Annotated in this window: 21 protein-coding genes and 4 pseudogenes; 11 read left to right on the top strand and 14 right to left on the bottom strand. The window is 52.8% G+C overall.

The features are described from left to right. Positions 1–289: 289 nt before the first annotated feature. Together JHD77_RS22255 and JHD77_RS22250 are read right to left on the bottom strand one after the other, a co-directional pair. Positions 290–640, bottom strand: coding sequence for a type II toxin-antitoxin system RelE/ParE family toxin (locus tag JHD77_RS22255; RefSeq protein ID WP_019726883.1), 351 nt, complete (start codon positions 638–640; stop codon positions 290–292). A 3-nt stretch (positions 641–643) separates the two neighbouring features. Further along, on the bottom strand, positions 644–916 hold the full coding sequence (locus tag JHD77_RS22250; RefSeq protein WP_023123900.1) for a type II toxin-antitoxin system ParD family antitoxin: 273 nt from the start codon (positions 914–916) through the stop codon (positions 644–646). A 118-nt stretch (positions 917–1,034) separates the two neighbouring features. Here JHD77_RS22250 and JHD77_RS22245 point away from each other — a divergent pair, with 118 nt between their 5' ends. Next, positions 1,035–1,382, top strand: coding sequence for a hypothetical protein (locus JHD77_RS22245; protein ID WP_078452267.1), 348 nt, complete (start codon positions 1,035–1,037; stop codon positions 1,380–1,382). Between the two features lie 48 nt (positions 1,383–1,430). Here the strand turns inward: JHD77_RS22245 and JHD77_RS22240 are convergent, their stop codons facing one another. Genes JHD77_RS22240 through JHD77_RS22220 form a run of 5 tightly spaced genes read right to left on the bottom strand, consistent with a single transcriptional unit; the run spans position 1,431 to position 6,070 of the window. Next, a complete protein-coding gene (locus tag JHD77_RS22240) occupies positions 1,431–2,957 on the bottom strand; it encodes a conjugal transfer protein TraG N-terminal domain-containing protein (protein ID WP_023132230.1) in 1,527 nt (508 codons plus the stop codon). Then, on the bottom strand, positions 2,954–3,301 hold the full coding sequence (locus JHD77_RS22235; RefSeq protein WP_023132229.1) for a hypothetical protein: 348 nt from the start codon (positions 3,299–3,301) through the stop codon (positions 2,954–2,956). The genes JHD77_RS22240 and JHD77_RS22235 overlap by 4 nt, the downstream gene beginning before the upstream one ends. Next, a complete protein-coding gene (locus tag JHD77_RS22230) occupies positions 3,301–4,683 on the bottom strand; it encodes an integrating conjugative element protein (protein WP_023132228.1) in 1,383 nt (460 codons plus the stop codon). The genes JHD77_RS22235 and JHD77_RS22230 overlap by 1 nt, the downstream gene beginning before the upstream one ends. A 17-nt stretch (positions 4,684–4,700) precedes the next feature. Then, positions 4,701–5,639 (bottom strand): TIGR03756 family integrating conjugative element protein, encoded by a 939-nt coding sequence (locus JHD77_RS22225; protein ID WP_023132227.1) that lies wholly within the window; start codon positions 5,637–5,639, stop codon positions 4,701–4,703. Further along, positions 5,639–6,070: a TIGR03757 family integrating conjugative element protein gene (locus JHD77_RS22220; protein ID WP_079276319.1), complete on the bottom strand. Its 432-nt coding sequence runs from the start codon at positions 6,068–6,070 to the stop codon at positions 5,639–5,641. The genes JHD77_RS22225 and JHD77_RS22220 overlap by 1 nt, the downstream gene beginning before the upstream one ends. Before the next feature lie 415 nt (positions 6,071–6,485). Here JHD77_RS22220 and katA point away from each other — a divergent pair, with 415 nt between their 5' ends. Next, positions 6,486–7,934, top strand: coding sequence for a catalase KatA (katA, locus tag JHD77_RS22215; RefSeq protein ID WP_031637852.1), 1,449 nt, complete (start codon positions 6,486–6,488; stop codon positions 7,932–7,934). Between the two features lie 356 nt (positions 7,935–8,290). Here the strand turns inward: katA and JHD77_RS22210 are convergent, their stop codons facing one another. Further along, positions 8,291–9,148, bottom strand: coding sequence for an alpha/beta fold hydrolase (locus tag JHD77_RS22210; RefSeq protein WP_023123892.1), 858 nt, complete (start codon positions 9,146–9,148; stop codon positions 8,291–8,293). A gap of 38 nt (positions 9,149–9,186) precedes the next feature. On the opposite strand from JHD77_RS22210, the gene JHD77_RS22205 reads away from it, so the two are divergent. The 6 genes from JHD77_RS22205 to JHD77_RS22180 all read left to right on the top strand — a co-directional run bounded on the left by JHD77_RS22205 (position 9,187) and on the right by JHD77_RS22180 (position 15,817). After that, the gene (locus tag JHD77_RS22205; RefSeq protein ID WP_023123891.1) at positions 9,187–9,798 is read left to right on the top strand and encodes a glutathione S-transferase family protein; all 612 of its coding nucleotides are present in this window, start codon (positions 9,187–9,189) and stop codon (positions 9,796–9,798) included. Positions 9,799–10,183: 385 nt separating this feature from the next. After that, positions 10,184–10,921: a pirin family protein gene (locus JHD77_RS22200; protein ID WP_023123890.1), complete on the top strand. Its 738-nt coding sequence runs from the start codon at positions 10,184–10,186 to the stop codon at positions 10,919–10,921. 88 nt (positions 10,922–11,009) lie between these two features. Continuing rightward, positions 11,010–11,597, top strand: coding sequence for an isochorismatase family protein (locus tag JHD77_RS22195; RefSeq protein ID WP_049874762.1), 588 nt, complete (start codon positions 11,010–11,012; stop codon positions 11,595–11,597). 234 nt (positions 11,598–11,831) lie between these two features. Continuing rightward, positions 11,832–13,040 (top strand): HlyD family efflux transporter periplasmic adaptor subunit, encoded by a 1,209-nt coding sequence (locus JHD77_RS22190; RefSeq protein WP_023123889.1) that lies wholly within the window; start codon positions 11,832–11,834, stop codon positions 13,038–13,040. A gap of 15 nt (positions 13,041–13,055) precedes the next feature. Continuing rightward, positions 13,056–14,576, top strand: coding sequence for an MFS transporter (locus JHD77_RS22185; RefSeq protein WP_031637850.1), 1,521 nt, complete (start codon positions 13,056–13,058; stop codon positions 14,574–14,576). Between the two features lie 350 nt (positions 14,577–14,926). Beyond that, on the top strand, positions 14,927–15,817 hold the full coding sequence (locus JHD77_RS22180) for a LysR family transcriptional regulator (protein ID WP_191519284.1): 891 nt from the start codon (positions 14,927–14,929) through the stop codon (positions 15,815–15,817). A 114-nt stretch (positions 15,818–15,931) separates the two neighbouring features. Here JHD77_RS22180 and JHD77_RS22175 read toward each other — a convergent pair. Continuing rightward, positions 15,932–16,225, bottom strand: a pseudogene (locus JHD77_RS22175) (integrase core domain-containing protein); the annotation flags it as partial. A gap of 84 nt (positions 16,226–16,309) precedes the next feature. Here JHD77_RS22175 and JHD77_RS22170 point away from each other — a divergent pair. After that, positions 16,310–17,492: pseudogene (locus tag JHD77_RS22170) on the top strand (IS3 family transposase). A gap of 119 nt (positions 17,493–17,611) precedes the next feature. Here JHD77_RS22170 and JHD77_RS22165 read toward each other — a convergent pair. Further along, on the bottom strand, positions 17,612–18,697 hold the full coding sequence (locus JHD77_RS22165; RefSeq protein WP_057391219.1) for an alkene reductase: 1,086 nt from the start codon (positions 18,695–18,697) through the stop codon (positions 17,612–17,614). A gap of 292 nt (positions 18,698–18,989) precedes the next feature. Here JHD77_RS22165 and JHD77_RS22160 point away from each other — a divergent pair. Continuing rightward, positions 18,990–19,753 (top strand): annotated as a pseudogene (locus JHD77_RS22160) (IS5 family transposase); the annotation flags it as partial. A gap of 191 nt (positions 19,754–19,944) precedes the next feature. After that, on the top strand, positions 19,945–20,832 hold the full coding sequence (locus tag JHD77_RS22155) for a LysR substrate-binding domain-containing protein (RefSeq protein ID WP_023123882.1): 888 nt from the start codon (positions 19,945–19,947) through the stop codon (positions 20,830–20,832). A 45-nt stretch (positions 20,833–20,877) separates the two neighbouring features. On the opposite strand, the gene JHD77_RS22150 is transcribed toward JHD77_RS22155, so the two are convergent. The 4 genes and pseudogenes from JHD77_RS22150 to JHD77_RS22140 form a co-directional block, all read right to left on the bottom strand. After that, positions 20,878–21,783: an MBL fold metallo-hydrolase gene (locus JHD77_RS22150; RefSeq protein ID WP_023132220.1), complete on the bottom strand. Its 906-nt coding sequence runs from the start codon at positions 21,781–21,783 to the stop codon at positions 20,878–20,880. A 467-nt stretch (positions 21,784–22,250) separates the two neighbouring features. Further along, a pseudogene (locus tag JHD77_RS32895) lies at positions 22,251–22,358 on the bottom strand (DsbA family protein); the annotation flags it as partial. Next, on the bottom strand, positions 22,355–22,639 hold the full coding sequence (locus JHD77_RS22145) for a hypothetical protein (RefSeq protein WP_003086159.1): 285 nt from the start codon (positions 22,637–22,639) through the stop codon (positions 22,355–22,357). The pseudogene JHD77_RS32895 and the gene JHD77_RS22145, both read right to left, overlap by 4 nt. After that, a partial coding sequence (locus tag JHD77_RS22140; protein ID WP_021264369.1) for a hypothetical protein occupies positions 22,636–22,865 on the bottom strand: 230 nt, incomplete at its 5' end. The genes JHD77_RS22140 and JHD77_RS22145, both read right to left, overlap by 4 nt.

The following is a 22,865-nucleotide window of genomic DNA, read 5'->3' as shown; positions in this document are numbered from 1 at the left end:
GGCTGTAGCCTTGGTCCAACACTAGGGCCGCGGCCTCTCGTTTGAACTCGGCGGAAAACGTACGTCGTTGCTTGCTCATCAGACACCTCTCTCACGGCGAGGATTTTCGCCTAAATCGGTGTCCGGGATCAGTAGACCACTACAGTTGAAGGCTATATCAGCGTGCTCGATCTAAGCCATTTCTGCCTTCCGGCAGGCCCTTTCGGGTAGGGCTTTTACCCTTGTGAACCATTCCCTTCACCTTTCAAGCCCATTTCCCCTTTGGGCCATTTGCTCCTGCTGCGGTCGCTCATCGTTGGGGCAGGTGTTGATCCAGATCCATGGAGTCGTGAAGCACGCGAACCACCTCGAGCACTTGGTCAGTCGCAACCCGGTAGAAGACGAAGTGCCTGGGCCGAACAACCTTACCGACGTTGGGCATCGAGCGGCAGTAAACGAGGTGGATACTGCGCAGCCCAGCTCCCAGTTCTTCACGGCTGATGCTGCCTATCTGTTGTGGGTCTGTCGCAACTGCTTCCAGAGCTGCGCCAATGAGTGCCTGGTAACGTCGGCGCGCGGCATCGCCGAAGCGGTTGTGGGTGAAGCGCAGGATATCGACGATGTCCGCTTGAGCATCATGGGAGATGCGGTACTTGGCCATGCTTCAGTGGCTCGCCTGGTTGCTGAGCTCGTCGAGGTATTGGGCCAGGTCGTCGCTGGTGATCTCGTCGTACTCGCCGCGCTCTAGTTGCATCAACCCACTGGATGTTGCGTTGCGGAGGGCTTCGAGCTTGGCGCTGTTCTGGGCTTCCTGCTGCAGCAACAGGCGTAGGCCTGCCCGGATGACCTCGCTGCGGTTTTGATAGCGGCCGGTCTCCACCAGTTCGTTGATGTCCTGCTCCATCGGATCAGGAAGGACGACGTTTCGAGTTGCCATGGGGTGCTCCAGTCCACAGATAGCTAGTGGCATAATATGCCACAGGGCTTGCCAATTCACTCATTTCGTCGTATAGGTGATAGTAGGATGCCTTCCTTTTGGATCCAGGAGATTGATCATGAACGCACACGCCAACAAAGGTTTTGCCGCCCGGGTCGGTCATGCTCTGGGCTCGCTTGTGCGCTTCTGCCTGCATGATCGTCGGCCTGTCGTGCGCTGGGTCAAACGAGTTAGTCTCTTGGTGGTGCTTTTCGTTGTCTTTGCTCAGAACTTTACCTGGCTGGCCAGCGCCTTCATGTCGTTGCTGTGTATGGGGCTGGTCGGGTGGGCTTTAGTGAAGGGCGATTTCTCAATTGTTGCTGAGTCGGCTGAGGAATCTGAAGCACGTGAGGCTCCATATGGACGTGATGTCTTTGGGTGCCCACTAGATGCTTGGGGAAACAGAGTAGATGGTCTTGATAGATAGTTGCCCTAAGCAGGAGTTTCAGCATCGGGCAACTACTGGGAATATCACCTAACTATTGAGTGATTTGACACTTTGCTCCGCTATTTGCCCACCCCTACTACCCGCCTTCTGAACACCATCAGTTCCCTTCGTGAGACCGTCTACGATACCGCTAGCATGAACCCCTGCCCATCCGATGGCGGTGATCCAGAGCGCAGGTAGTATCAAGAACATCGCCCCCATCACGAAGTTCAATATTGCATCTTGAGTCGCCGTATTGAGCCCCATGACTGGGTCGAACGAAAGATGCGGTGACCCCGAACCATAGAAGGCATCAAGGATCGTGCTGTCGATGTATCTGGCTAACTGCAACCAGAAGTCGACGAACATCATCGCAAAGAAGACGACCGTCATCGTCATGGCAACCTTCAGTTGATAGGTGCCGATGACCAGGACCATCGGAATGCAGATGACCATGGCCATCTTGAGGAACGACATCACCATCGGCAGCGCCTGGCGGACCATATCCATCGCCGGGAAGTAAGCCAGGCTACCCATTGCCACTCCGAGGGTGCCTCCGGCACGAGCCAGTCCATTCCAGACGGTTCCGCCCACCTGCCCGCCGTAATCGGTGTAGACGTTGCCTTTGACCTGGCTGGACGGTGAAATCACCTGGCGGATGACTGCCTCGGTCACCTCGTCCTGGTCCAGCCATTTCGCCCACTTAAGGAAGCTGGTCATCAGGTCCGGATCCACCTGGCCCTTGATCCGATCACGCAAGCCGATCGCTGAGTCAGCCCACCACTGCTTGCAGGTGGGGTAGCCACCACCACCGCCCACCTGGGGCAGACCAGCGTCGCGGGTGGCGTTGTAGGGCCACGATTGCCGTGGAGTCTTGGAGTAGTCGGTGTCGTAGTACCCCGGGGTGTTCAACAGGAATCGGGAGCCGATCCAGTTCAGGTCCTGCAGCGCCTTGTTGTCCTCGGCGACGGAGCCCAGATCGGGTTGCCGCATGAACAGCCGTGCGCGGGAAGGGCCATAGCAGTCCTTGGAGAAGTCGGCGATTTCCTGTGCCAGCAGCGGGTTGTTCACGCGCGTGTTGTCCACCTCCATTCGCATCTGCCGGAGATCCGTGCCGCACGGAATGGCCGCGACCGCGCCGGCGGTAAAGCCCTTGGACAGGGCGTGCATCATCGCCCACCAGAGCGGCATCTGCGCACTCTTGCCGGCCAGGCTGCTGAAGGAGGTCGACCAGCCGGTGTCTGCCGGCGCTGGCAGGTTGTACTGGCACTGCTGGGCGCGGGCCTGGTCGAACTCGATGGTGTCGAAGCTCACGTTGACGACTGGGATCCCCGCCAGGGCGACCACGATGTAGCCGACGTAGATATGCGTCTCGATGCGGGCCAGAGACAGCACGCCTTTGTTGCCCTCGTCGGCGCCTTCCCCGCGAACTTTCAGCCACTCACGCATCACAATGGCCACGAAGGGCACCGCGAACAGCCCTGTATCCGAGATCATGTTCCAGATCCCGTTGTTGATGATCCAACCGAGGAGGGTGAGGTAATACTCCAGGTAGTCATTGGTCATGAAGGTCATGCTGTGCCTCCCGTGCGGAAGTAAGCTTTGCTGAATTCGATGAGCAGGATCAGCAACAGCACCAGGATCTCGATCCGCCGAATGCGCTGCCGCTCATGCGCGCTCAGTTCCTTGCGCTGCTTGAGCCGGAACCAGGCGATGGCCAGGGCGCAGTACAGCAGCGCTCGCCAGGCGAACAAGCTCCAGTAGTTGCTTTGCCGCCAGGCCTCCAGGCCCTGGATGCCACCGAAGTGGTTCAGGGCGAAGAGGCTGAGCAGCGTACCGAGCACTGCCAGGCCGATGACCATCAGCACTCCGACCAGCAGTTGGCCGAGGAGCTTTCTGGTGGAGAGGGGCTCTGTCATCACAGCCTGCCTCCCGACTTGCCGCCGGCGGCAGAGGGGGCCTGCAGGCGATCGAGGCGATCAGCATCGGGCGCCGACTCGAACACGCCACTGGACCCTGAGGCGCGCTGTTGCCCGCGCTCGATGACCCGCATGGGCGAATTGCTGGCCAACTCGCGACGGAGTTCCAGTTCGGTCTTGAGGTTCGAGATCTCCTGCTGCAGGAGGCTGGTCTGCTGATCGACGGCTTGGGTGGCCAGGCCGTTGGCGGCGACGTTGGGCTCCTTGGCGCCGGCGAACATCAGGCGCTGCAACAACAGGGCCTTGCTGAGCACGTCCATCAGGGATACATCGGACGCCAGGCGGCGCGCCAGGACGTCCTGGTCACGCTCGTCGCGCAGCGCCTCGATGACGCCGCGGGTAATCGGCAAGGCATCGGTGCCGGCCGCAGCCAGGTTCTCGGCGGTCAGTGGCTTACTTTTCGACAGCAGCTCCTGCAGCGACTGGAGCTTCTTGTCGTAGGTCTCTTGGATCAGCGGGGTCAGGCCGACGCCTGCAGCCGTCACCGTCTTCTGGCAGCCTTCACAGGTCTGTTGCTGTTGTTCGCCCAGAACCCGGGTGGCGAACGCGGCGGCTTCCTGGGGGGAGGACCAGGTGTTGCAGACCAGGCCGTTGTTGCATGTGGCGGAAGGCACGCTCGACGAGTCATTCACTGAGCGGCTGGTCAACAGGTTGTAGCCCGCCCGGGTCACGTCGTTGACGATGCGAATGGGCTTCTGGCCGGAGCCGCCGGCCTTGTCTCCACCGACCCAGGTTACGCCATCGTTGCCGCCCTTCTTCTCCACCGCTTCGAGGGCAGATACGGCGTCTTTCCCGCCAGAGGCCAGCGTGGCGCCCAGGGCCTGGCCTTCGGCGATTTTCCCCCAGCCGGTCTGCTCGCCAGCGATGTCAGCCATCTTCTCGGCGATCGCTCTGCAAGTCCCTTTCGAGCGGTCGTAGTCGATCCGCGCCTGCAGAATGCCATTGGTGATCAGGTTGTAGAGCTGAGGGTTCGCGCGCTGGATGATTAACGCCGGCAGCGACATGACCGCGCCGGTCGCGTTCTGGATGACTGAGCCCATGATGTTCTGGAAACCCTGTGTGGCACCGTTGAGCTGGTTCTCCAGGGTGGTGCTCAGGTTCATGTTTCCGCACATCATGTCGTTGTTCCAGCCGAAGCCGACGCCGATCGAGTCCATCTGGCCGGCGGTGCCCATGCTCACCGCACTGCCGCCGCCAATGCTGTAGAGGACCTCGTCGCTGAGCACCGTGCCGGTCTTGGACACGTTGATCGGGTCGTCGGCCTGGGCAAGTTGCGCTGCGAGCAGCCACGTCAGCGCGACCGAGGTGATGTTCATTCGCATGATTCGTCTCCGTATCCTTATTGGAAGTCGGTACTGCCGAGGAAGATCTGCCCCTTGCGCTGGCAGCAGGAGTAGGGACGCCAGAGCGCCCAGGCGTAATCGCCGTCGACGGCTTGCGTCTTCGGCCCTGAGTTGGGAAACACCGCGCAGTTGAGGCTCAGGGACGGGGTCAGCTCCTGCCATTTCCCAGTCGAGGCATCGCCCTCTTTCAGCTCGCCCGCCGGCCAGTAGCCGTCCTTGGGGGCTGCGCGCATGGGAAGGTAGACGTGGAGTTGGCCGATTCGCGTGGTGATGTCGCCGGCGCGCTGGGCGATGACGGCCGCAGTCTTGTAGTCGTCGGTCTGGTGCAGGAATCCGCTGCGCGGATAGAGGTTCCCCCACATGTCGCCGGAGAAGATTCCACCCACCTCGCGCAGTCCTGGGACCAACGCCTCGGGGTACACCTGCTCGGGAATTCCATGCCGCCAGCCAATGGCGTCCAGTGTGCTGAGGAAGTACGGCACCAGCGGGAAGGTGGCGCCAGGGCAAACGTACCCAGAGGCGCTGGCGAACCGGCTGAACGTGGCCCCGCCAGGATGGCCGATTACATCCGCTTCCTTGAAGCGGCCGATGCTGTTCTCGGCCTTGTAGTTGGTGGTCGCGTCATTGCCGGCCTGGGCGAGTGGATTCGGTGCGCCCAACGCCGACACCTCGGTCCAGGGGTTGCTCCCGGTATTCGCATAGCTGGAGACGACTGCGTCAGGCACGTAGTGGCGGACCTTGACCGACGTCTTCACCTTGCAGCCATGCGGGCCGCAGAGCAGCCAGTAGCAGATCCCGACGACCTTGTATTCGAGGCACTGAGGGGAAAGGGTGGAGGAGACGATGGCGGCGTTGTTGATCGCGGCCGAGGCCGTGAACGAGAGGCTGAAGGTGGCGGTCGCCGCTGCCAGGCGGCGGAGGTTGTGGCTGGTCATCAGCGCGACCTCCTGGCCTTGGCGATCAGCTCAAGCGCGCGCGGTACATCCGGCTCGCCGTAGACCACGTACTGCCTGTCGACTACTACGGCAGGGATCTTCTCGACACCGAGACTCCACGCATCGGCGACGTCTTGTTGTGCCTTGAGCAGCTCTGCCTGCAGGCGGCGCCCATCGGTGCTTTGTAGCAACTGCTGAAATGCTGCCTGAGCTTGTTGAGGATCCTTGGGCAGAGCGTCAGTCAGCTGCTCCTCAAGGTGTTGCTGGGCATCCAGGAGCAGGACTCGCGATGATCCGGTGGCCGTGACCGGATGAGCCTTGTCGGTGATGACCCAGGTTTCGGCCTGGCTCGCGCCGCTCAGCAGTACCAGTAGTAAGCCAACGACCATCGTTTGTGGCCGCCAGCCAGGGGGAGAGTGATGAAGAGGCATGGGTCTGTACCGGTTCGAGGAAGGTACAGACAGGAGACAGAATCGCTTGCGATGAAGCAGCAAGAAATCATCACCTCGTAGGCAGTGTATTTTCCCGAGCCGCAAACAGAGGAATGGCAGACCAATTATTGCTTACGATTTTTTGAGTTTAAAATTTAAATAGGTTTCGATGCCATGCCGTGATGACTGCCGAGAGAAACTTTCAGATTTTGACTATTTGCGTTTTTCTTGTGCAGATGGCCCCGGTCTTCTTGAATGTATTGTGACTAGGTTGCTTGATAGGATGTTTTCTTAACTTTTTGCGTTTTTATTTTGGTGTTTTTGGAATTTAGATTACCATTTTTAGTGTTAATCTGCTGGTACCTACTCAGCTATAGTTTCAGTTGTAACGTCCAATCTTAAATAGGTGATAAAGATGTCAACAGGAGTACGTTTGACTACTGCTGCTGGAATTCCCGTGGCCGATAACCAGAACGTGCAGACCGCCGGTCCGCGTGGCCCGATGTTGCTGCAGGACGTGTGGTTCCTCGAGAAGCTCGCCCACTTCGATCGCGAAGTGATCCCCGAGCGACGCATGCATGCGAAAGGCTCCGCGGCCTACGGCACCTTCACCGTCACCCATGACATCACCCCCTACACCCGGGCGAAGATCTTCTCCCAAGTCGGCAAGAAGACCGACATGTTCCTGCGTTTCTCCACCGTCGCCGGCGAGCGCGGCGCGGCGGATGCCGAGCGCGATATCCGTGGTTTCTCCATGCGCTTCTATACCGAGGAAGGCAACTGGGATCTGGTCGGCAACAATACCCCGGTGTTCTACCTGCGCGATCCCCTCAAATTCCCTGACCTCAACCACGTGGTCAAGCGTGATCCGCGCACCAACCTGCGCAACGCCACCTTCAAGTGGGACTTCTTCTCCCACCTGCCGGAGTCGCTGCATCAGTTGACCATCGACTTCAGCGACCGGGGCCTGCCGAAGAGCTACCGGCACATCCACGGGTTCGGCAGCCACACCTTCAGTTTCATCAACGCCAGCAATGAACGTTTCTGGGTCAAGTTTCACTTCAAGACCCAGCAAGGTATCGAGAACCTGACCAACGCCGAAGCCGCCGAAGTGATCGCCGAGGATCGCGAAAGCTCGCAGCGTGACCTGTACGAGAGCATCGAGAAAGGCGATTTCCCGCGCTGGAAGCTGTACGTGCAGATCATGCCGGAGAAGGATGCGGCGACCTACCGCTACAACCCGTTCGACCTGACTAAGGTCTGGCCGCACGGCGACTATCCGTTGATCGAGGTGGGCTTCTTCGAGTTGAACCGCAACCCGGACAACTACTTCGCCGAGGTCGAGCAGGCTGCCTTCAGCCCGGCCAACGTAGTGCCTGGTATCGGTTTCTCTCCGGACAAGATGCTCCAGGGGCGCCTGTTCTCCTACGGCGATGCCCATCGCTATCGTCTGGGCGTCAACCACCACCAGATCCCGGTGAATGCGGCACGTTGCCCGCACCAGGTCTATCACCGCGATGGAGGTATGCGAGTGGATGGTAATAACGCTCTATTACGTGTCACCTACGAGCCGAACAGCTTCAACCAGTGGCAGGAGCAACCTGACTTCTCCGAGCCGCCGCTGAGCTTGGAGGGCGCGGCGGACCACTGGAACCATCGAGTGGACGACGACTACTACAGCCAGCCGGCGGCACTGTTCCGTCTGTTCACCGACGAACAGAAGCTGCGCTTGTTCAACAACATTGCCGAAGACATCCGTAACGTACCAGAACAGATTAAGCTCCGACAATTATCTCTATTTTCTAAGGTTGACTTGGAGTATGGGATGGGTGTTGCTGATGCACTTAATGTCAAAGTTAGATAGTGGTTTGCCCGGATGGCTTCTGCGAGAAGGCTAAATGTTAGAGGTGAGTTATATGAAAGTTTTCGTAAGGCAGCACGACCAAGAAAGAATGAGTCGGGAGTTCAAAGGTGTGGGTGCTGATCTTTGGGAGGTGTATCAGGGAGATGTACTTGTTGGAGTCTACCAGAGTGAGAGCGAAGCTATAAAATATAAGGAGTGTTTGGAAAAGCAATCGGAAGAAAGTCAGGGAAACAACAGTATATAGCATAACTAGAATTGGGTTTGCAAGCTGTCTTGCACCGTTGCTGCCGCACGCCCCCGCTCGCAGCAACGGCTTTTAAAGAGTGGCGCTCTTGCTTGATCTATAAAAAATAGAATTAATTACTATTTAGGAAGTTTAAAAGTAAGCTTGCTAGTTGTTCTGGTTGCTCTTCTGGAATCCAGTGTCCACTACGTTCAATAACGGCGGTTTGCACGTTTTTAGCTAAAGGTTTCATGAGTTCCCCCACATGACTACCCATTCCGTGTGAGCCTCCAATGCCTAGCACCGGCATTTGCAGTTTTGTTAATGAGTTTTTCTTGTTGTTGATTGCATCGACATTGAATGCGCGATAGTGCTCAAACCCTCCTCTTAATCCACCAGGTGACTTCATGTTATTGGAGTAGTGTTTTATATCCTCGTCTGTAACCGCTGAGGCATCATAAGCAAGATGTTGGATGAAATATCTTAAGAACATCTCTTCATTTCCTGTAACGAGCGACTCTGCGACTCCTGGTGCGATGAAAAATCCAAAGTGCCAAAGATGTGGGAAGCGAGCAGTGTCTTGCAAAGCTTCCAGTCCTAGACCTGGTATCGCTGCCTCCATAACTACTAGTTTCTTTACCTCGTCTGGGTGCGAGACGGCATATTCGTATGCAACCATTAGGCCGATATCGTGCCCGACGAGATGAATTTTCTTAAAGCCCAGTTGATGTACTAGCTCGTAAATGTCTTGGGCAACCGTTCTCTTATCATATCCAGTGCTCGGCTTATCTGATTCACCAAATCCTCGCATGTCAGGAGCAATGACTGTAAACCGAGACGCAAGCGAGGGAGTTATATGGCGCCACTCTCTCATGCTTTGTGGCCAGCCGTGGAGTAGTACTAATGGCTCTCCGGAGCCAGAAATGGTATAACGCAGACGTACCCCGTTAACTGTGGCACTGTGTTGAATAGACTTGGTGTCATTTTTCATATGCTAGCCCTAAAGTCGAGTAGAGAAGAGAGGTCTAAATGAAGCTGTTCTATGCGCCTGGAACCTGCGCGGTTGCGTGCTGGATTGCACTGGAATGGGCCGGTGACGAATATAGCGTGATAAATGTTGATTACACCTCCAGAGAGTTTCAGCAGATAAATCCCCTTATGTTGGTTCCTGCGTTGGATACTGGAGAGGGTCATGTCCTGACGCAGGCAAGTGCTATATTGAATTTTATATCTGAGCGATACCCTTCAGCTTCAATTGGTCCCGGTGACACAATAGAATATCGCTCAAGGTTCAATGAGTTAATGTCTTTCTTGTCTAGTGATTTTCATCCATCTTTCTGGCCTTTCTTCACACCTCAGCGATTTACGGATGGTAAGTCTCCTGAAGCCCTTGAGGATGTCGTACATGCGGCATATTTAAGAATAGATCGGGTACTGGCTTATCTCGACCAGCTTGTCGGTAAAGAAGGGCATCTTTACCTAGGGCGAAGATCTGTAATTGATGCATATGCGTATGTCATGACTCGATGGACTGAGCGGCTGCCAAAAACATGGCGAGAGTATCCTAATGTGGCCCGGTTCTATTCCAAGATGGAGAGTGATGCAGTTATAAGAAAGGTTATTCAAGCCTCTATTGCATAGAGCGTGACTACTTTCTGCACGTCTCCGCCGGGGAAGTCAATAGTCGTGATGCCTTTGGCTGATGTGTGGTGGCCTGGTTGAAGCAAAACGCTCCTGCTGGATAAGCAGCAGGAGGCGTGCTGGCGGACGGTCGGAACCCAGTAAACTACGGTTTTCTATCTGCCCGACGAAATCCTGAGACTATGCAGCTTATCTTGATTGGTCCAAAAATGGAAAACTGTAACTCATAATCGCATCTTTATCTCTGTATTAAAAATGGTTAATGATTTAGCCAGTGCTATTTGTGAGCGCTTCAAGTTGGCGGGACTATTGTCTAACATAGATAGGGTGCGCAGATACGTTCATAATCCATCTGTAATCAGCTTTCTTGGTGAGGTTTACTATAATGGTCGCACCTATTGCACTTTCTGTTCGGCGTATAGAGCATGGTGATGGCTTTCATGCTTATATGTTGCGTAGTTCACAAGGCTTGCTGGATCCCTTTCTTGGGGTAGACCATGCTTGGATGAGTGCCCCTACTTTTGCACCTCACACTCATGCTGGCTTTTCTGCTGTATCATATCTCTTTCTTGACTCCGAGACAGGGGTCCATAATAGAGACTCTATCGGAACAGACAATATAATTAGACCGGGTGGGGTACATTGGACTACTGCTGGTAAAGGGATAGTTCATGAGGAGATTCCTTCTGAGTCGAATAAAACAGTACATTCCTTACAGATTTTTGTTGACTTAGATGCTCGTCAGAAAGATGTCGAGCCTTATCCGTTGACTCTTGAACCTGAAAAGGTTCCTGTAATTCGACTTCCGGGATCTGAAGTGCGAATACCTATAGGTAGTTTTCACGGTGTTAAGTCTCCTCTAGATCCACCTACCGATGTAACGTTGCTTGACATAACTTTGGGTGAAAATAGCTATCTTGCCATCCCAGTTGAAGCAGGAAAAATAGCGTTTGTTATTCCGGTCTTTGGTGAGGTTGAAATTGGTGGTGAGTTATATGGTGGTTGTGACGTTAAAGTTGCTTTCTTGTCGAGGAGTATGGAGTCGTATACTGTAGAGTTGAAGTCGAATAATGGACGTGCGGGGGTTGTAGTATTTGTTGGTGAACCGATTCATGCTAAGTAAGAAGTGGTTTTCAAAGGATTTGTTGTTGAAGGTGAGTGGTATCTGAAACGTTGTAGTATGCCTTCTAACTTGCGCGAGGAGAAATGTGATGTCTTTTAAAAGATTTACTGCAGAAAACTCTGTCATGCTTTTGATTGACCACCAGATTGGTACTATGGGGTGGGCAAAGTCTCTACCGTTTGAAGAGCTCAAACGTAATGCATTAATGCTGGCTAAGGCAGCGGCTATCCTCAGAATGCCTACTGTTCTGACCTCTAGTATGGAGGAGCATGCTCAGGGGCCGCTTCTTCCAGAGTTACAGGAAATATTGCCAAAAGAGTTTGCCGCTCGTGTAAAGCGTCTGGGTATAGTTAACTCCATGGATGACGAGAACTTTGCCTCGGCGGTACGGAGTTTTGGCCGTAAGAATATAATTATTGCTGGTGTTACCAATGATGTCTGCACGGTTTACCCAGCACTCAGCCTTGTACTTGAGGGGTATTCAGTACAAGTTGTTGCTGATGCTGGCGCATCTCCAACTAAGTTTGCTGATGATATGGCTCTACGTCGAATGGAGAAAAATGGAGTAACTCTTACTGGAACTAATCAGCTTATTGCAGAGCTTGCAGGAAGCTGGGCTACCCCAGAGGGAGGGCAGCTTGCGCAGATTCTTCAGAATGCCTTAATGGCCTCTTAACTATATGCAAAGGCCCAGTAACCAATATTGCTGGGCTTTGCTTCATACTCCTTAATTTAAAAATAGTAACTATATAAAATAGGTTCTAGCTGATAAGTTTTCTAATTTGATACGGTTGAAAAGTCGTTATATATGAAAAGATTCTCAAATGGTGGCTTTGTATTTTTTCCTTTATAGCAATCTGGTCTTTTGTTAGGTTGATCTGTATTTTCTCCAGTCTCTTAGAGCAGAGTAATGGACAATAAAAATTCTACCAGCTCTATTTCCTCGCAATTGGAAAGTGGTGTATCTCCTGTCCAGGATGGCGGCAAAGGTATTTGGTTGTTTTCAATAACTGTAGTTGCTGTTTTGGTTGCGTTAGCTGTATTTTGGTATTATTACGAGTTAAATGTGGAAAGGACTGAAGATGCACAGGTGAATGGAAATGTTGTACAGGTGACGGCGCAAATTGACGGAACGGTAGTTGCAATACATGCTGATGACACTGATTATGTTAAGGCAGGTTCATCACTTGTAGTATTAAATCCTGTTGATCAGGAAATTATTTATGAAAAGGCTCGTGCAGCACTTGCGAAAGCTGCAAGATCTGTACGTTCACAATACTTGCAAGTTTCTGAAGCTAAGGCGAATCTTGCACGAGTACGAACTGATGTCTTAAAAGCTAAAGCTGACTTAGCTAGGCGCATGAAAATCGCATCGATTGGTGCTTTCTCTCGTGAGGAAATCAGCCATGCTGAGAATGCACTTAAGAATGCTCTTGCTGCTCAGGACTCAACTAAACAACTTCTTTCTCAGCGTTTGGCTCAGGTAGATAATACAGTGATACGTTCACACCCTGATGTAGTCGCTGCTGCAGCCAGCTTGCGAGAGGCTTACATCTCGAAGAAACGAACTATTATTCTCGCGCCTGTTGATGGGACAGTAACTAAACGTAGTGTTCAGGTCGGGCAACATATTGGAGCCGGGGTTGCACTAATGTCAGTTGTTCCACTAAATGACTTGTGGGTGACAGCCAACTTTAAAGAGTCTCAACTAAAAGATATTCGAATTGGACAACCGGTTAAACTAACCGCCGATATATATGGGGATGATGTTGTGTATCACGGAGAGATTGTTGGGCTTGATGCCGGTACTGGTAGTGCGTTCTCTCTATTCCCTGCACAGAATGCAACGGGAAACTGGATTAAGGTTACACAGCGGGTTCCGGTCAAAGTATCTTTAGACCCAAGTGAAGTAGCAAGAAGTCCTTTGCGTGTGGGATTATCCATGCATGTGGTCGTAGACACTAGCAATGCTAGTGGGAAGGTTATTAGAACGGATGTTGCTTTGGAGTCTTCCTACCATACGCAAGTGTTTGATAATGAGTTAAATGATGCTAATGAGGAGGTGGAAGAGATAATTCGCGCCAATGAAGGGAGTGTGATATCTGCGTCTAAGTTTTGACCTGAGAGGCTTGAATTGGCTACTAGTTATGCTTCTTTATATGTTGCTGTATTGCTGCTGGCAACAATACAGTTTTTAGAATCTAGTATGCTGGGTTTTGCCTCGACTCCTATTCGTGGAGAGATTCAGGCAAGTCCGGAAGAATATAGCTTTATTGCTGTTTTATATGCTTGCTTCGCAGTTATTTCTATTTCAAAAGTTAGGTGGTTTATTGAGCGTATTGGGTGGAGGAACTATGTACTTTCTTCAATTGCTTTGTATCTACTTGGTGCGTTGATTTGTAGCTTCAGTGATGGGAAAGTGAGCTTTTCAATTGGACGTATTATTATGGCCTTGGGAGGGGGGGCATTTATGACTATCGGGCGCCTCCTTGCAAATACACTACCTAGCCAATTGCGTTTTAATGGGATTTGCTTCTTTGCGACGGGTGTTCTGCTTGGCACCATGGGAGGGGGCTGGGTGGCTGCACTGACAGTCAGTGCAGGGCACTGGCAAGCTATGTTCTGGGTTTTACTCTTTTTGGCAAGTGCGGTAGCTTTGTTGACTATCATCTATGCACCGAAAGTGTCTATTCCTAGAGATAGCTGGACTAGTAGTAGTCTTTCATTCGTTTTTCTTTTGGGTTTGTTTTCGTTTTTTACCCTCTATCTTCTACAGCGCTCTTACTATGAGTTCTATAGTGATAGAGCTATATTAATATTTTTTGCTGTCCTGGCGATGGGAGGGGGAGGGGCGATATTCTATGTTGAACGTCAACGTACGAGGCCGTTACTCCGCTTAAAGGATTTTACTACTAAACGATATCTGGCTGGAGTTGGGCTGTTCTGTGTATGTTATCTATTGATTGGTATGAATAACTATGTGCAGCCTCAGTACTTGGCTGAGGGGTTGGGGTATTATTGGGAGTCTATAGGTGAGTTTCAAGCTTTAGCTTTTCTATGTACGCTGATAGTTTGGATGCCTGTCATGCGTTTATTCTTGCCGAAATATCCTTCGCCTATAAAATATTGGGTATTTTCTTTCGGCTCTCTTGCAATATATGCATGGCTCTTTTGCTCTTTTTCGCCAGTAGTTGATGTGTGGACTCATATCGTGCCAGCGTTAGTGTTGAGTGGTTTTTTTATTAGTGCTGGGATGGGAACTACGGCGATGCAAACTTTTAGGGAGTTCGGGGGGGATGAACAACTATTTGCACATGCCTATCAGCTGAAAAATATGTTGGGGCAGATTGTGCAAGCGGTAGGGACTGCGGGGGCAACTATATTCATGCAGTGGCGACAGACGGTTCAGTATGGGAACTTGAATATTAATATGATTGCCAGTGATCCTGCATATAGTAGAGGTATAGATGAGTTGTCAAAATATATTTCTCTTACGCATGGTAGTAAACAGGCTGTTACCATGGCGATGCTGCAACAGAGTCAAGAGTTAAGTCGACAAGCTATTCTACTGGCGGGGATTGAATACTACTGGTTGGTTTTCTGGGTCTCCTTAGCTGTTATGCTGATTTCAGTGCTTCAGCGGACTTTTAAATAGAGAGATACTGTTTTTATATGGAGGGCTTGCCTTTCTAGAGGGGGATGTTGTTCATAGAGCTTTGATCTATAGTGTTCAGTAAAAGCTTTGCTAATGCCCTTGCTTGTAAGCTGGTAAGTTGTAGATTGGCTACAGTTATACGCTGATTTGTACCGGGCACCATGGCGTATAGTGCGAGGTTCAATACATTATCTTCGATTCGGGTTAAAGCCCAGCCTGTTAGCGTCTTCCGATGTAATTGGTCCATGGTTTTTCTCTTATAGGGGCGTGTTTTTTATATGTATAATACATTTTTTGGAAAAATTCTATACTTTTATGCTTGAACTACAACAAAAAACTGGGTGGCTAGCATGTTGAGGCTTGATGATATGGAGCTTTTCGTGGAGGTCGTTCGGCAGAATAGCCTTCGAAAAGCGGCTGAAAAACTAAAGATACCTGTTTCTACATTGTCGAGAAGATTGTCTGTTCTAGAGAAAGAGATAGGAGTCAGGCTAGTTAGGAGAACCACTAGGAGCTTGGAGGTTACGGAGCTTGGTAATATTTACTATCAACGATGTAAGCCTATAATAGATGAGGCTCGTATTGCAAACCAAAGTTTAAGTGATATGGTGTCTATACCTTCTGGCTTGCTTAGAGTTTCAATGCCTGTAGATTTCTCAATGGCGTATATAATTCCACTGATTATTAAGTATTCAGAAGCGTATCCAGATATTTCTTTTGAATTTGATCTTACCCCCCGCCAGGTTGATCTGGCAAGAGAGCCTCTGGATGTAGCGATAAGGCTTGGTGAGCAACAGAACTCCAGCTTGATAGCTAGACATCTGATTGATATTCCTCGTTACTTATATGCCTCTCCTGAATATCTGAGGGTTCATGGATATCCTAGGTTTCCTAGTGATCTTTGCTCTCATAAGTGCTTGATAATGAATACGCCACAGGAAAGAAAGTATTGGGCTTTGTTGAGCGAAAATGAAGAGGTGGAAGTTGAGCTGAAGGGGCGCTTTCTTATGAATAGCATAGGAATGCTAAAAACTTTAGCTCTTATGGGGGAGGGGGTTGCGATGATATCGCCCGGAGTGGTCAGGAGAGAAGTCTCTGATGGTGCGCTGGTGAGGGTTTTGCCCGAGTGGAGAGGTAAGTCACTATCTGTATATGCATTAACCGAAAACAGATTGAGTCCAATTAAGATATCAAGCTTTATAGATTTTTTGTGTGATGGGCTTAGATCAGGGCAAAGTTAGTTTTTAGTGGATATCTGAAAGGTCTTCCCGAATCTAGGTTCTGTACGAAAAGCCGACGGGTAGAATCGCCGCCATGATTGGCTGGAGACCTGTATGGCAAGGCGTTACTGTAATGGTCAACCCATCCCGCACAGTGGGTTGAGTTTTTCTTCGTCCACCGCAGGTGCCGGCGTTGAATTGATGTGGCCTGATCCAGTTGTAGCGATATATCAAGTAATGACTAATGTCCCGCTGGGCCTCCTGCGCCGTCAGGTAGCCGGTCGCCGGAATCCATTCCGACTTCAGACTGCGGAACAGGCGCTCCATCGGCGAATTGTCTCGGCAGTTCCCTCAGCGGCTCATGCTCTGCTGCATCCGGTAGCGCCAGAGTTGTTGCCGAAACAGGCGGCTGGCGTACTGGGTGGATTGAACGAGCCCCTTGAAACACAGGACACCATTTCCCCCTTACCATAAGGGATAGGCAAACGACTGTGTTTATGAAAAGACAAAAGCATCGAAGTGCTCGGCCAGGAGCGGCGTCGCCGCTGGAGCGTCGAGGAGAAACTGGCCATGGTGCGCGAGAGCCTGGAGCCCGGGCAAAGCGTCTAGGTGGTGGCCCGGTGCAACGGCATCAATCCCAACCAATTGTTCCACTGGCGCAAACTCTACCAGGACGGCAGCCTCTCGGCAGTCAGTGCCGGTGAAGCGGTGGTGTCCGCTTCCGAGTTGGCCGATGCCCCCAAGCAGATCCGCGAACTGCAACGGATGCTGGGCAAGAAAACCATGGAGGCCGAGATCCTCAAGGAAGCGGTGGAGATCGCCCGCTCGCGAAAATGGATTGCGCACTCCCCCTTGTTGCTGGGGGACGACCAGTGATAGTGGTCAGTGAGAGTCTCGGTGTGGCGCGCTCGCAATTGACGGCTCGACTCAAACAACCCGCTCCAGGGCTGCGGCCGCGTCGCCGCCGGGTGCTCAACGATGTCGCCCTGGTCGAGCAGATCAAGCAGGCCGTCGGCGCGTTGCCCAGCTATGGCTACCGGCGGGTCTGGGGCCTGTTGCGTCGGCAGCATGAGCAGCAGGCCCAGCCACCGGTCAACGTGAAGCGGGTGTATCGCGTCATGCGAGGCCATGATCTGTTGCTGGAACGCTGGCGCAAACAGCCAGGTGTGGCGCGGCGTCACGAAGGTCGTGTCGCGGTGGACACGAGTAACACCCGCAGGTGTTCGGATGGCTTCGAGTTCCGCTGCGAGGACGGTGAAAAACTGCGCATGACCTTCGCCCTGGACTGCTGCGACCGCGAGGCCATCAGTTGGGTGGCCAGCCCAAACGGCTACTGTGGCGACGACGTCCGCGATGTGATGTTGGAAGCCGTCGAGCAACGCTTCGGTAGCGAACTGCCTGCGTCGCCGGTGCAATGGCTGAGCGATAACGGCTCGGCCTATACCGCCGAGCAGACCCGAGCCTTTGCCCGACAGATCGACCTGCTGCCCCTGGCAACACCAGTATGCAGCCCGCAGAGGGGATGGCGGAGAGCTTCGTGAAGACCACGAAGCGCGACTACATCCGCCACATGCCCAAGCCTGATCGGGCGACGGCCCTGCGCAACCTGGCCACCGCCTTCGAGCATTACAACGAGGAACATCCGCACAGCGCACTGAAATACCGCTCGCCTCGGGAATTCAGGCGTTTGGCGTAGGCATCAACTTAACGGGGTGTTGGTGTCCGGTTTGATAGGAGCAAGTCCAGTTGACCACTACAGGGTGATTCACATCTATTTTGTAATCTACCATAGATAGTACCTCCTGCTCGCAATTATCAGCTCTTTGACTTGAGTTCCTCTAGGTACGGATAGTCGATGTAACCTCGCCCTTCGCCCTGGTAGAAGGTTGCTTTATCTGCCTCGTTCAACCGTGCGCCATGTTTGAATCGTTTAACTAGGTCGGGGTTGGCGAGGAACGCCGTGCCGAACGATACTAGATCGGCATTACCTGATCTAATTGCCTGTGCTGCGCGCTCGGCACTGTAACCCCCATTGGCGATGTAGGTTCCTCCAAAGCGTTGTTTGAGCTCAACGAAGTCAAACTCGCCCGCGCCGTACTGCAAAACATGCAGGTAGGCTAGTCCATATCTCGAGAGCAAGTCTGCGACATAACCAAATGTCCCTCTAGGGTCGCTATCCCTCATAGAAAAACCGTCGAATATTGGTGAGAGTCGGACGCCGGTACGGTCGGCGCCGAAGATGGGGATTACCGCCTCGACTACTTCCTTGAGAAGACGAGCACGATTTTCTAGCGAGCCACCATAGGAGTCCGTACGAATATTAGTGCCATCACGCAGAAACTGATCAATAAGGTATCCATTGGCCGCGTGGATTTCTACTCCATCGAATCCAGCCAGTTTGGCATTTGCGGCGGCCCTGCGGAAGTCTTCGACGATGCCTGGGATTTCCAGAATGTCTAGCGCTCGCGGAGTTTCCAACGCTTTGAGGCCTTCAGGTGTGAAGATGTCCCCTTCGGCTTTAATCGCTGACGGAGCTACCGGTAAGGCGCCACTAGGTTGCACGGTTCGATGTGACAGACGACCAGTATGCCAGATTTGTAGGAATATCTGGCCACCTTCAGCATGGACGGCGTCGGTGACCAGCTTCCAGCCTTCGACTTGATCATTGTTGAATATTCCCGGCGTGCGTGGATAGCCTTTGGCTTGGGCTGAGATTTGCGAAGATTCGGTGATAATAAGGCCGGCTGTGGCACGCTGCCGATAGTACTCGGCGATCAACGCAGTCGCTGTGTCTCCCTTGCCAGCGCGGCTGCGTGTCAGTGGTGACATTACCATGTGGTTCCTTAGCGTGAGTGCGCCTACCTTAGCAGGAGAAAACAGTGGCTCGAGAGAGTTTTTCATAACAATTTGGCTTCCTTTACAAAAGAGCCTTTATGGCTCAAGGCTTGGTGGCGCAGGTATAGCTAGTTTTGTGCTTCTTAGACTAATTGAGTAAGGGACTTTGGGCTGTGAATGAGTAACATTTGCCTGGGTTTCTGGTTTTTGACTTTTATTGTCGGGTAAGTATTTTACTCGATTAATAATATGTTCTTATTTTTTTAAAATAAAGATGGTTTTTTGCATAAGAGTAACTCATAAATGGTACAGAGGGGCTAAGCCTTCCCCTTCGTGCTAACGCCAAGGCTGGCACTTCATTCAGGCCGGCCAGACCTGCAAGGAATTGTTCCTGATCGAGATAGGTCAGATGGTGCCGTGACAGGGATTGACCGCTCTAATCGAACCGTATAATCCGAAGGGTGAATGTGGCCGTCCGGCCTATCCGTGCGTGCACCTGTTACAAAACTCGTTCGGCTACAGCGATTCGGCAATGGAGGAAGCACTCTATGAGACGGCCATCCTGCGGTAGTTCGCCGGGCTGAGTCTGGAACACCTCCCCGACGAAACCATCACCTTCAACTTCCGGCACTTGCTGGAGAAACATGAGTTGACGGCAGGGGTTCTGGCGGTGATCAATGGCTATCTGGGCGACTGGGGCCTGTCGCTACGGCAAGGTACTTTCGTTGATCGCGACGTTGAATCATGCCCCCGGTCGACCAAGAACAAAGACGGCAAGCGTGACCCGGAAATACACCAGACCAAGAAAGGCAACCAGTACTACTTTGGAGCGAAAGCGCACATTGGCGTCGATTAGGGTTCCGGCTTGGTACACAGTTTGGTGGTCACGGCGGCGAGTGTCGGGAATGTCACCCAGGTCGACAAGTTGTTACATGGCGTGGAGGGGGGAGGTGCGCTGATACGGTTTATACCGGGGGCGAGAAGCGTGAAGAACAGCCAGATGAGCTGGTCGCGGCCCGCTGCAGCACTTACCAGAAATACGGCAAGCGCATTACCTTGTACAAGGCGATCCGCAGGATCGAGAAAGCTAAGGCCCGTGTGCGGGCAGAGGTCGAGCGTCCATCCCTGGCAAACATCGATGCAGTAGGAAACACTCGGCGGGAGGGAGGATAGTTTATTCGGGAGGGATTCTTGCTGATCGTCCGGCTTAATGCCATATGCCAAAATAGTGCGATGTTAGGACCCAGTCATACTCGACTTGACCAATCATAGGCGTTTGATCTCACACGTCGTTTGCAAACTATAGGGATACGATGGCTCTGCCTCCACTTTACAGCATCAAAGTTTTCGAGTCTGTCGCCCGCTTGGGCAATATGTCTGCCGCAGCGGTTGAACTGCATGTCACCATTGGAGCCGTGAGCCAGCAAGTCAAGGCGCTGCAGGACGGCTTGGGCGTGGCGCTTTTTGAGAAACGTGGTCGGCAACTGGTACTCACCGACATCGGGCACACATTGCGGCAGCGAGTATCCGGGGCGCTTGACGAGATCAACGAAGCTGTGCAGGTAGTGCAAAACAGCGCGAAGCAGGCGTCTGAGCAAATCGAGCTGACGCTCTCCATCCCGCCTATTGAAGGAGTAGCTTGGCTTGCCAGGCCGCTGTTCAGCTTCATGGAGGAGAGCCGCTCAATCAAACTGAATGTAATCAAGGCCACCAAGTTCAGCCAGGTGGATTGGCGTAAGGCTGATGTGGCGGTGGTCTACGGTACGCCACCCTGGCCGGGTTTCTGGTGGCGGCTGTTGCACGGTATCCACATGACCCCCGTCTGCAGCCCGCAGTTCCTTCGTGGCCATCAGGCCATTCGCGGTGTCGAGCACCTCTCACGGCATCGACTGCTGCATGAGGACAATGGCGCCCAGTGGCAGCATTGGCTCGCCGAGGCGGGTTACTCCGGAGCAGGAACTTCGGACGTCTACTTTGAAGACTTCGGTATGGTGCTGCAGGCTGCAAGAGATGGTTTCGGTGTTGCGCTCAGTGACGGGCTGGTATCGGCCCGTGACCTCGATGAGGGGCGACTGGTGCAGCCCCTGTCATTCTCAGTTCCGGCTGTGCATAACTACTACTGTGTATGCAGCGAGGACAAACGAAAAAGTCCCGAGGCCCTGGCCTTTATCGACTGGTTGATGTCGACAACCAACTGGTAATGATGTGGCCGGAGCCTGGGGCCTACCGGCCGTCGTCAGACGGGCTCAATAGCCGTAGCGGCGCCCATCGGTGAATTGGATATTTGTGAGGATGCTGATGTCCTTTACGACCTTGTAGAGCTTCGAGCCCTTGATCAGGGCGGTGGTTGTGAATGCTTCCCCCTGGACCCTGTTGGCTTGGATTTGCATCATCTTATTGCGGATCTCTAGTACATCTTCGTAGGTCATGATCGGTATCCCGTCGGAGGCCTCGTCCGCGTGGGCGCCATAGATGCGAGTCTCTTTGTTGATCAGTTTCAGGGTTGAGGAGAGGGAGTCAATGTAGTCGCTCAAATTTCCGACCAGTAGCCAGGATGGGTAGAGATGATCGCCGGACAGCAGGATGTTGTTGGTCTCGTCATACAGCGCCACTTCATCCTGTGTATGCCCCGGAGTACTCAAAAGCTTCACCTTGTAGTCGCCTAGGTCGATTTTCTCACCTAGCTTGACCAAGCGGGAAACCTTAAAGGGCGGCAGGGTAAATTGATCAATGTTACCGAGATGGACAGGCTCCGGCACGTGGTACAGTCCGTCTTTCTGTTGGAATTTGCGAACGAAGGGTAGATCCGGCAGGTAAATGCTGTCGAAGTTGTGCAAGCCGCCTAGGTGATCGAAGTGCAAGTGTGAGGGTAGAACCGATAACGGTTGGTTCGTCACCGTCCGCACCAGTTTAGTGATGTCGTCCTTTTGGTTGGCGCCGGCATCAAACATCAGAGCTCTGTCAGAGCCCACTAGCAGGTAGGAATAGTTTTTCTGATAGTAGTTCGGCTCCCCAATGGCGTAAATATGCTCGGAAATCTTGTGTAGCACGAAGCTGGTCTTGTCTTGGGTTATCTCCTCGGCGGCGCCGGCTGTGGATACGAGCCCTATTAGGGGGAAGGTCAAAGCCAGGGCATGGGCAAATTTTCCCATAAATAAAGACCTCTTTTTGTTGTAGGCGCGTTGTGAAATTGCTTAGTGTTAAATTTCCCACGTATCTGAGCAGGCGGTAGCTTGTCGTTCAATGGATTTAATCTGCAGTCTGACAGTTTAGGAGGCTTAAAGTGTGGGATGCTTGCTGCAAGTAGTGGTGATTCTTAGTCAGCCCGAATGATTCATCGGGTCGTTTCCAGCCTGTTGCTGATACCAGAGTCTGGACCATTTCTACCAATCATAATGAACAGAAATTGGCTGATTCTGTTGAAAAAGTAGCTGCCTCCCCGAGAAGTCGGCAGAATTGCTCTGTCAGCGAGCGTGAGGGCGAATAGCATGATGGGGCAGGTCATTGGCACAGCAGAACCACCAGCACTTGCTTAGCTTAATTGGGTATGTCCCGCCTGCTGAGGCTGAGACAAACTTCCACCAGTAACAAACAGGCCGGGCTATGGCTGCCTAGTAGGCTCTCCCCCTACGGCGGAGACAGCCAGCAAGACCAGCAGCAGCCCCGCCCAGGGCAGGGTGGGACCTTGAAATCGTTTTGCTGCCCAGCCGCCCTTCAACAGTCTCACGCTTGCCTCCGCTGTAGGATTTCCGCACGGTCCACGGCCTCGATGAGCGCCTGTTGGGCCGTATCAGGCTGTGGATGCTGTTGCAGCCATTCATCCAGGAGCTGCTTTATCTGCGGGACTATGTCCCGGCGATCGACCGCCCTCAGTTGAATCTGCTGCAGCTCCTCGATCAGTACAGGAGCGCATATCCTGAGCGTCTGCAGGGCATCTTCTTCGGGGTTCTGCAGGATCTGGGTCAGGTTATCGATCAGGTTCTGGGTCAGCGAATTCAGAGCTCTCATTCGTCCTGGCACTCCACTGCCGGTTGGTCTGGGAAAATAATGGGGAAGGGTGGCAGGCCGCGCGCCTGGTCGAGATCCGCTGCGACCTGCAAGGCCGCCTCGAGCTCGTCGCAGCCGGTGGCTTGCATGATGCTGTAGCGCTGGTTCTTTTCTTCGTTTTCGGTCATGGCCAGGGCCAGGTAGAGACTCGGGGGAACCACACGAAAGAGGTACTCCTTGCCCTTGG

The organism is Pseudomonas sp. P20 (assembly GCF_016463925.1).
Lineage (GTDB): Bacteria > Pseudomonadota > Gammaproteobacteria > Pseudomonadales > Pseudomonadaceae > Pseudomonas > Pseudomonas aeruginosa.
Note: the sequence above shows the minus strand (reverse complement) of the source record. Positions and strands in the feature narration are given on the sequence as shown.